Below are 344 nucleotides of genomic sequence, written 5' to 3' on the forward strand. Positions count from 1 at the left end.
GTGCCGGCGATCGGCTTGCGCTTTTCGTCGACTTCGCAGCATTTGACCCCGGTCAGCTGGCCGTCTTCGCCGATGAATTCAAGCGTCGCCACCTGGAATTCGCGCTCGGCGCCTTCGGCCTGCGAGGATGACGTGCGCATCTTGGTCGCCCAGTAGGGCCAGACTGACAGCTTGTCTTCCTTTTCCGGCGGCTGCGGCCGGATGTCGAGCTGGGTGACGCGCACCGCGCCCTGGCGGAAGGCGGTGCCGACGCAGTCGGAGGCAGTGTCGCCGCCGCCGACGACGACGACATGCTGGCCGCCGGCAACGATCGGGCGCGATGGCCATGCCACCGACTGGATCGG

General features: G+C 67.7%; 1 pseudogene. It reads right to left on the bottom strand.

From position 1 onward, the window contains the following. Positions 1 to 344, bottom strand: a pseudogene (gene gltD / locus E5W87_RS35440) (glutamate synthase); the annotation flags it as partial.

The sequence above is a fragment of the Mesorhizobium sp. genome, from assembly GCF_004962925.1.
Lineage (GTDB): Bacteria > Pseudomonadota > Alphaproteobacteria > Rhizobiales > Rhizobiaceae > Mesorhizobium.